Origin of the sequence: Devosia epidermidihirudinis (assembly GCF_000971295.1) — a bacterium.
In the GTDB taxonomy this organism is placed as follows: domain Bacteria; phylum Pseudomonadota; class Alphaproteobacteria; order Rhizobiales; family Devosiaceae; genus Devosia; species Devosia epidermidihirudinis.
On the sequence record NZ_LANJ01000022.1, the window covers coordinates 25,002 to 32,824 of the forward strand.

Annotated in this window: 4 protein-coding genes; 3 read left to right on the forward strand and 1 reads right to left on the reverse strand. The window is 61.4% G+C overall.

Features of this window, described 5'->3' with window-relative positions; genetic code table 11:
- The first annotated feature begins 10 nt into the window (after positions 1-10).
- The 3 genes from WH87_RS14250 (at position 11) to WH87_RS14260 (ending at position 5,287) form a co-directional block, all read left to right on the forward strand.
- Entirely contained in the window at positions 11-787 is a 777-nt protein-coding gene (locus WH87_RS14250; protein WP_052726201.1) for a DUF4167 domain-containing protein, read from the forward strand.
- Between the two features lie 289 nt (positions 788-1,076).
- Entirely contained in the window at positions 1,077-3,689 is a 2,613-nt protein-coding gene (gene clpB / locus WH87_RS14255) for an ATP-dependent chaperone ClpB (RefSeq protein ID WP_046137654.1), read from the forward strand.
- A gap of 110 nt (positions 3,690-3,799) precedes the next feature.
- Complete coding sequence (locus tag WH87_RS14260; RefSeq protein ID WP_046137655.1) at positions 3,800-5,287, forward strand: MFS transporter; 1,488 nt, start codon at positions 3,800-3,802, stop codon at positions 5,285-5,287.
- Here the strand turns inward: WH87_RS14260 and WH87_RS14265 are convergent.
- Positions 5,284-7,251, reverse strand: a complete 1,968-nt coding sequence (locus WH87_RS14265) for a M23 family metallopeptidase (RefSeq protein WP_046137656.1) — start codon at positions 7,249-7,251, stop codon at positions 5,284-5,286. The two genes, WH87_RS14260 and WH87_RS14265, sit on opposite strands and share 4 nt — an antisense overlap.
- Positions 7,252-7,823 lie beyond the last annotated feature (572 nt).

Below are 7,823 nucleotides of genomic sequence, written 5' to 3' on the forward strand. Positions count from 1 at the left end.
AAGCGACCAGATGAGACCCAATAATCAGAATAACAAAAACCGGCAGCGCAGTCGGAACGGCGGCCGCAAGCACGTCAATCCATTGTCGCGTAACTTCGAGAGCAATGGTCCCGATGTGAAGGTGCGCGGCAACGCGGCCCATATCGCGGAAAAGTACATGCAGCTCGCGCGCGATGCCCAGTCGTCCGGCGACTCCGTGATGGCAGAGAACTATCTGCAGCATGCCGAGCATTATTTCCGCATCGTCTCCAGCGCCCAGCAGGCGCAGAGCGGTCAGCGTCCCGAAGGTTCGGACGATGACTATGATGACGATATGCCCGATATGAATTCGCGCTTTGCATCGCCGCAGCCTCAGGCGCAGCAGCAGTTTGTGCAGGGCGAGGGCGAAGACCAGCAGGGCGGTCAGCCCCAGCAGAATGGTCAGCAGCAGGATGGCGAACAGCCCCAGCAGGACCGCGCACAGCGTCCTGATCGTGGTGAACGCCGTGAGCGCCAGCAGCGCAGCCGCTTCCGTCCGGAAGGCGAAGTGCAGCAGTCCACGCCGATCGAGCCAAACCCACAGCCCCAGGCCCAGCCTGACGTTGTCGAGGCCGTCGCAGAAACTGCTACCGCCGAGCCAGCCGCCGTGGATGCTGATGGTGAAGCCCGCAAGCCACGCGAGCGCCGTCCGCGCCGTCGTCGTCCCGTCGCTGGTGAAGGCGCTGATCCGGCAACTGCCGAGCAGCCCGATGTCGGCGAACTGCCTGCCTTCCTGACTGGCGGCAAGGCCGCAACCGCCGCAGAATAATCTGGGCGACACAATTCAAAAGGCCGGGCCACAATGCCCGGCCTTTTCGTTTGCCGGTATTTTGCCGGTGCGCGTTCTCTCGTCCCCCAAACCGCATCGCAGGCTGCGCTTTTGCTTGCCCGGCAAAACGATAGCGATGCGCAGCGCACCTCTTTTCGTGCGCGAAAGACTTCCCATATACCTCCTTGTGATGGAGCAGCGCTGCTGAGCAGGCGTTTCGTCAGGCGACGCTTCCGCCGTGTGTCTGGTGCCTTTTGGGCCGGGCGACGGGCGAGATCAGGAGAGTTGAATGAATATTGAAAAATACACCGAGCGGGCCCGTGGGTTTATCCAGAGCGCGCAGACGGCCGCGCTGGGTAAGGGGCATCAGCAGTTTGCCCCACTGCACCTGCTCAAGGTGTTGCTGGATGACGATCAGGGCATGGCCAATGGGCTGATCGAGCGCGCCGGGGGCGATCCCAAGGCTGCGCGGGCGGGCGTTGAAGCCGCGTTGGCCAAACTCCCATCGGTATCGGGCGACGCCGGCCAGCTTTATCTGAGCCGCGAATTGGCGCGTGTCTTCGACACTGCCGAAAGCGCTGCGCAAAAGGCTGGCGACAGCTATGTCACCGTTGAGCGGCTGCTGCTGGCGCTGGTTGTCGAAAAGGACACTGACGCGGGCAAGATTTTGAGCTCTGCAGGCGTGACGCCGCAGGGTCTGAATGCGGCTATCGAAGCCATCCGCAAGGGGCGCAATGCCGACTCCGCCACGGCCGAGAACGCCTATGACGCGCTCAAGAAATATGCGCGCGACCTGACCGCCGACGTGCGCGAGGGCAAGCTTGATCCGGTGATTGGCCGTGACGAGGAAATTCGCCGCACCATCCAGGTGCTGAGCCGGCGCACCAAGAACAATCCCGTGCTGATCGGCGAACCCGGTGTGGGCAAGACCGCCATCGCCGAGGGCCTCGCCATCCGCATCGTCAATGGCGACGTGCCGGAGTCGCTGAAAAACAAGTCACTGCTGTCGCTCGACATGGGTGCACTGATTGCTGGCGCGAAATATCGCGGCGAGTTTGAGGAACGCCTCAAATCCGTTTTGAGCGAAGTGACGTCGTCGGATGGGCAGATCATTTTGTTCATCGACGAAATGCATACCCTGGTCGGGGCCGGCAAGGCCGATGGCGCGATGGATGCGTCCAATCTGCTCAAGCCTGCTCTGGCGCGGGGTGAACTGCATTGCGTTGGCGCGACCACGCTTGATGAATATCGCAAGCATGTCGAAAAGGACCCGGCGCTGGCCCGTCGCTTCCAGCCGGTGTTCGTGGACGAGCCGACGGTTGAGGACACCATCTCGATCCTGCGCGGGCTCAAGGAAAAATACGAGCTGCATCACGGTATCCGGATTTCGGACTCCGCCTTGGTGAGCGCGGCAACCTTGTCCAACCGCTACATCACGGATCGTTTCCTGCCCGACAAGGCCATCGATCTGATGGACGAAGCGGCAGCGCGTCTGCGCATGGCCGTCGACAGCAAGCCTGAGGCCCTCGACGAACTTGATCGCCGTATCATGCAGCTCAAGATCGAGCGTGAAGCGCTGCGCAAGGAAGATGACGACGGCTCCAAGACCCGGCTCGACCGGTTGGAGAATGAGCTGGCCACGCTCGAAGAGCAGGCCCAGGTCATGTCGTCCAAGTGGCTGTCGGAAAAGGAACGCCTGCAAGGCAGTCAAAAGCTCAAGGAGGCTTTGGACACCGCGCGCAGCCAGCTCGAAATCGCGCAGCGCCAGGGTGACCTGGCCAAGGCAGGCGAGCTTGCCTATGGCGTCATTCCCGAGCTGGAAAAGAAGATCAAGACCGCCGAAGACCCCAATGGCGACGGCAAGCCTGATCCACTGATGGCGGCCGAAGTCGTGACCCCGAGCGATATCGCCCAGGTTGTCAGCCGCTGGACCGGTATTCCGGTTGACCGGATGCTCGAAGGCGAGCGCGACAAGCTGCTCAAGATGGAAGAGACTATCGGTGCGCGCGTCATCGGGCAGGCCGAAGCGGTGGCGGCGGTGGCCAAAGCCGTGCGTCGGTCGCGGGCGGGCCTGCAGGATCCCAACCGGCCGATTGGCTCGTTCATGTTCCTCGGACCAACCGGCGTCGGCAAGACCGAGCTGACCAAGTCGCTGGCCCAGTTCCTGTTCGATGACGAGACTGCCATGGTGCGGCTCGACATGAGCGAGTTCATGGAAAAGCACTCGGTGGCCCGCCTGATCGGGGCGCCTCCCGGCTATGTCGGCTATGACGAAGGTGGCGTGCTGACCGAGGCCGTGCGGCGTCGGCCCTACCAGGTCGTGCTGTTCGATGAGATCGAGAAGGCGCATCCCGATGTCTTCAACATCCTGTTGCAGGTGCTCGATGATGGCCGGCTCACCGACGGGCAGGGCCGCACGGTCGATTTCCGCAATACGGTGATCATCCTCACCTCCAATCTGGGCGCCGAATATCTCGTCGACCTCAAGGATGGTGAATCGGTCGAGCTGGTGCGGGGCAGGGTGCTGGACATGGTGAAAACCGCGTTCCGCCCCGAATTCCTCAACCGCATCGACGAAATCCTGCTGTTCCACCGGCTGGGCCGCGAACATATGGGCTCGATTGTCGATATTCAGTTCTCCCGGTTGCAGAAGCTGCTGCGGGATCGCGATATCGGTCTTGAGCTCACCGATCGCGCGCGCGATTGGCTGGCCAATGAAGGCTATGACCCTGCCTATGGTGCACGCCCCCTCAAGCGCGTCATCCAGCGCTGGGTGCAGGATGGTCTGGCCGAGGAGATCCTCGCGGGGCGCGTCAGCGATGGCAGCCGCGTTGTGGTCGATGCCAATGATGCAGGGATTGTCCTGCATCCTGCCGATGCAGCTGCGACAGAAGTCGCCTGATCAAACACTTAAAAGGCCGGTCTCAAGACCGGCCTTTTTGCATGGGGATTGCGATGGCGGCGCAGGTGGTCGCCAGATAGGCTCGGCAAACCACAAAGCCGGATCAAGACATGACTCAGGATATTGCAGCGCCGCAAAGCCGCCACTTCGTTCTGGTGGCGGCCATTCTGGCTTCGAGCATGGGTTTTATCGATGGCTCGGTGATGTCCATCGCGGTTCCCGCCATCCGGGCCAACCTCGGGGCCACGCTGGCCGACGCGCAATGGATCAATAGTGGCTATCTGCTGCTGCTGTCCTCACTGATCCTGCTCGGTGGTGCGGCCGGTGATCGGTTCGGCCTGCGCAATATGTTTGGCCTGGGTATTGTCGTGTTCGTTGCTGCTTCGCTGGTCTGTGCCATTGCGCCCAATCCGCTGATCCTGATTGTGTTTCGCGTGGTGCAGGGGGCGGGTGCGGCCTTCATGGTGCCGGGCAGTCTTGCCATTATCGCCAAGGCCTATCCGCGCGAAGAGCGGGGCAGGGCCATCGGGATCTGGGCGGCGGCTTCGTCGCTGACCTCGATTGCCGGGCCGATCATCGGCGGCTTCGTGTTGACGGCTCTGGGCGACTGGAGCTGGCGGCTGGTGTTCGCCATCAATCTACCACTCGGCGCCATCGCGCTGGCGCTGCTCTGGCTCAAGGTTGCGCCCGATCGTCCCGATGCCAATCGTCGCCTGGATCTGGGTGGCGCGATTTTGGCGACGCTGGCACTGATGCTGATTGCCTATGGCCTGACCGGCAATGGCGGGGAAAGTGCGCCACCACTGTCGCATACGGTTTTGTGGAGTGGCGTGGGTCTGCTTGTCGGCGTGGCGTTTGTGGTCTGGGAAAGCCGGGTGGCCTCCCCCATGCTGCCGCTGCGCCTGTTTTCCAATCTCGGCTTCTCTGGTGCCAACGGGCTGACCTTCTCGCTCTATTTTGCGCTGGGCGGCACCATGTTCTTCCTGCCCATGACGATGATCGGCGGCTGGGGCCTGTCGCCCGCCGTAGTGTCGCTCTCGTTGCTGCCGATGGGCGTATTGATGACCATCCTCTCCTCGTTCAGTGGAAAATGGTCCGATCAGTTCGGCCCCGGCCCGTTGATCGCCTTGGGGTCGTTGATCGTCGCGGCAGCGTTTGTGCTGATGGGATTGCTGACGCCATTGCACGACGCCTGGCTTGGCGTGCTGCCGGCGGTCGTGCTGCTTGGATTGGGTATGGGGCTGGTGGTTTCGCCCCTGTCGACAGCGGTCATGACCAGCGTTGAGGATGGCGATACCGGCGTCGCCTCGGGGGTCAATAATGCCGTGGCCCGCGTGGCCGGATTGGTCGCAGTGGCGTTTCTGGGCATTGTCGTGGCGTCAGTATTCGAACAATCCCTCGGCGAGGCGGCCGAATTGGCGGTGTTCTTCGGCCTGCCGGCCACGGGCCTGACGCCAGCCGAAGACGCATTGCGCCTTCACGCAACCGACGCTGCGTTTGCGAGCATTGCTTACATCACGGCGGGGCTGAGCCTAGTGTCGGCGGTGATCGCCTGGCTAACCCTTGAGAAAAAGGTCGGCGCCAGGCGAGCTGCTTAGTTCGCCTGGGCGACTGCCACGGGAGCGGGCTTGCGGGTCATCAGGTCGTTGATCTGGGCAATGGTCTCGTGGAACTTGCCCTCATAGCGCTGCGCCAGGGAGTTTTCCTTGGGCAGCTTGACGCTGAGTGGATCGACGAGATTGCCGTTGATCAGGATTTCAAAGTGCAGGTGCGGGCCGGTCGATTGACCGGTTGAACCGACATAGCCGATCACCTGCCCCTGACGGACACGCACACCCGGCTTCATACCATCGGCAAAGCGGGACATGTGGCCATAGGCGGTCTCATAGCCGTTGACGTGCTTGATCTCGACCTTGTTGCCATAGCCCGACTGCCAGCCGGCCAGTTCAATGACGCCGTCGCCCGAGGCATAGATCGGAGTGCCCGAGCGCGCGGCCAGGTCGACACCGGTATGGAGCTTGCGCGTCTTGAAAATAGGATGGATGCGATAGCCGAAGCGCGAGCGCAGCGTGCCGCCGCCTTCCAGCGGACGACGGGTGAGGAAGCGCTTGCCGGTCTCGCCGTCGGGATCGAAGAAATCCACCACGCCGTCATCGGTACCAAAGCGATAAAGCCGCCGCGTCGTGCTGCCCAGTGTCAGGGACACATAGAGAAGTTCGGCCCGGCCATCTGCGTCGGGCGCCGTCTCGAGGATCTCGATGGCGTCACCGGCGGTGATCTTCTTGGTCATGTCCACATCATAGGCGAACATGCCGATGATGCGCTGAATGGTGGCGTCGTCCAGATCGTGCTTGCGGCCGGTTTCCCAGATCGAGCGATAAACGCTGGGCAGGTTGGCCACGTTGATCTCTTCGGTGTCTTCCTCTGGGAAGACGATCTCGGCCGGAGCGAGGCCCAGCACATATTGACCCTTGTCGGTCAGTGCCACGGTCGCCTTATGGATATCGCTCTTGGTGGCATCATCATGCTGATAGATGCTCATGCGATAGGGAATGAGCGTATTGGAAGTGCGCGATGGCCCGAACAGAATGCGCAGGCGCGCTCCGGCTGGCAGATTGGTCGAGGGGAACACGTTCTGCAGCGTGCCGCTGATGGCTGATACCATGGCATCGGTAAAACCGTTTTTGCGCAGGATCTCGTCGAGCGGGGTCTGTTCCTTGATGGTGAGAATACGCTCGGAGCGGCCCAGGCCAGCATCGGCGGCGCGCGTCGTCTTGGGCACGGCCGTCACGTTCTCGGCGATACCGCCCAGAGTGGTGCCATCGGTTGAAATCCCAAGGTCACGCACCGTCGGACCCAGCGCCGCATAGGCCAGGGTCGGGGAGGCGGCGTCATCATAGAAGGTGGATTCAACAACGCCGCGCACATATTCGGCAGCGAGTTGGTCGGAGATGGCACGGGGCGGCACGAAGGTCGATGGCATGGCGGCCAGTCGCACGGCGACCTCGCCCTCAACTTCTGCGCCATAGACATCGGTATTGATCGCCGTGGCGTCATTGACCTCGATCGGCTGGGTCGCATTGAGGATGGCTACAGGATCATAGTCCGGCACGCCTTCCGACAAAGAGGTCGCCGCAGTGGCCAGCGTGGCGCGAATGCGCATGAACGGCTGGTTGCGGATCATGTCGCGGCCATCAACCGTTTCGCGGATCGACGCTTCAATGATCTCCAGATCAGAGCGGGTCGCGGCGACGGGACGAATGCGGGCCGATTTGGCCGACATATCAGTCGGGGTGATATTGTCTGCCTTGGGGCGCGCCAGTTGCAGCGCTTCATAGGCGGTCGAGAAAGTGTCCTGTCCCTGGAAGGACACATAAAGAGCGGCGCCCATGAGCAGCACGCTGGTCAGGCCCGTCATCACCGTGCCGGTCAACCAGGCAAAACTCAGCTCGCGCCCATGCGGGATTTCGCCATCGGTCGACTGCACGGTCAGCGCAGGACTGTCTTCATAGCCGGTCGACTTGAGCAGAGCGGCGTGTCGGTTGCGTTGCGTTGGGTTCAACGCCCCATCCTTATATATAGCAAGGTAGCCATCCCCGTTCCCGGTCGTGCTTCGGCGTCTATTAAAGAGCCTGTGAGCGCCTTGGCGCATATGCGTAAGCGCAGAGTCTACATCATCAGTCCGCTCTCATCGACAAAAAATGCGGCGAAACTGCGTAAGGCAGAGGCGTCATTGTGCGCCGAGGCAGCGCGGAGCCTCTTAACAAAGTATGAAAAAGCCAGCATTTCTGGCCAAATCTGTACCAAAACGGGAGGGCTGCGGGGCAGGCGTCGGTGCCCTTGAAAAAGCATCGAAAAAACCCAGATTAGTGGTCCCGCTGGCAGAGCCCCGTAATCCCTCGTGATTCAGTCGAGTTTTCCACATTGGGTCAACGGCTAAAACGACAAAATGACAGCTTTGTCGTTTTAGGGCTTCACGGCCCGGAAAACTCGCCCTATAACCCGGCCATCGCTTCAGAGCGCGGCGCCAGACGGCGGCGGGCAACGAAGCAAGTCACTGAAAACAAAAGAAATTTTGAGTTTAGTGGTTTCGGTTTCCGGGTTGTTTGAGCTTTGGTTTGAATGATCTGAAAA